General features: G+C 35.4%; 1 protein-coding gene. It reads right to left on the reverse strand.

Features of this window, described 5'->3' with window-relative positions:
- Positions 1 to 364 (reverse strand): hypothetical protein (locus tag Q1A46_RS20765; RefSeq protein ID WP_299683574.1); only part of this gene is annotated, 364 nt, incomplete at both ends.

Consider the following 364-nt stretch of genomic DNA (forward strand, 5'->3'; position numbering starts at 1 on the left):
TATTGATTGTCTCAACTGGAGCTCCTGTACTATCTGAAATAACTACTGTAGCTCCTGTTACTGTTAAACTTGAATTAAAAATTATATCTATTAATTCTCCACCATTAACACAACTAATAGCATCATTCTGAGTCGGTGTGATATCTTGTAATTCATCAAAAGCATTGATTGTAGTTACTGGTGAGAAACTCTCACAACCTTCACTATCTACAACGCGTACATAGAAGCTTCCGCCTGATGTATCTGAGATACTATATATGTTAACGCTTCCTGCAACTGTTAATGCAGTAATCTCTGTATCTAAACTTGTATCGAAATCTCCAAATGGCGCTACATCTAAGTATAATTCAACGGTGTTATACAC

The sequence above is a fragment of the uncultured Tenacibaculum sp. genome, assembly GCF_947502995.1.
GTDB lineage: Bacteria > Bacteroidota > Bacteroidia > Flavobacteriales > Flavobacteriaceae > Polaribacter.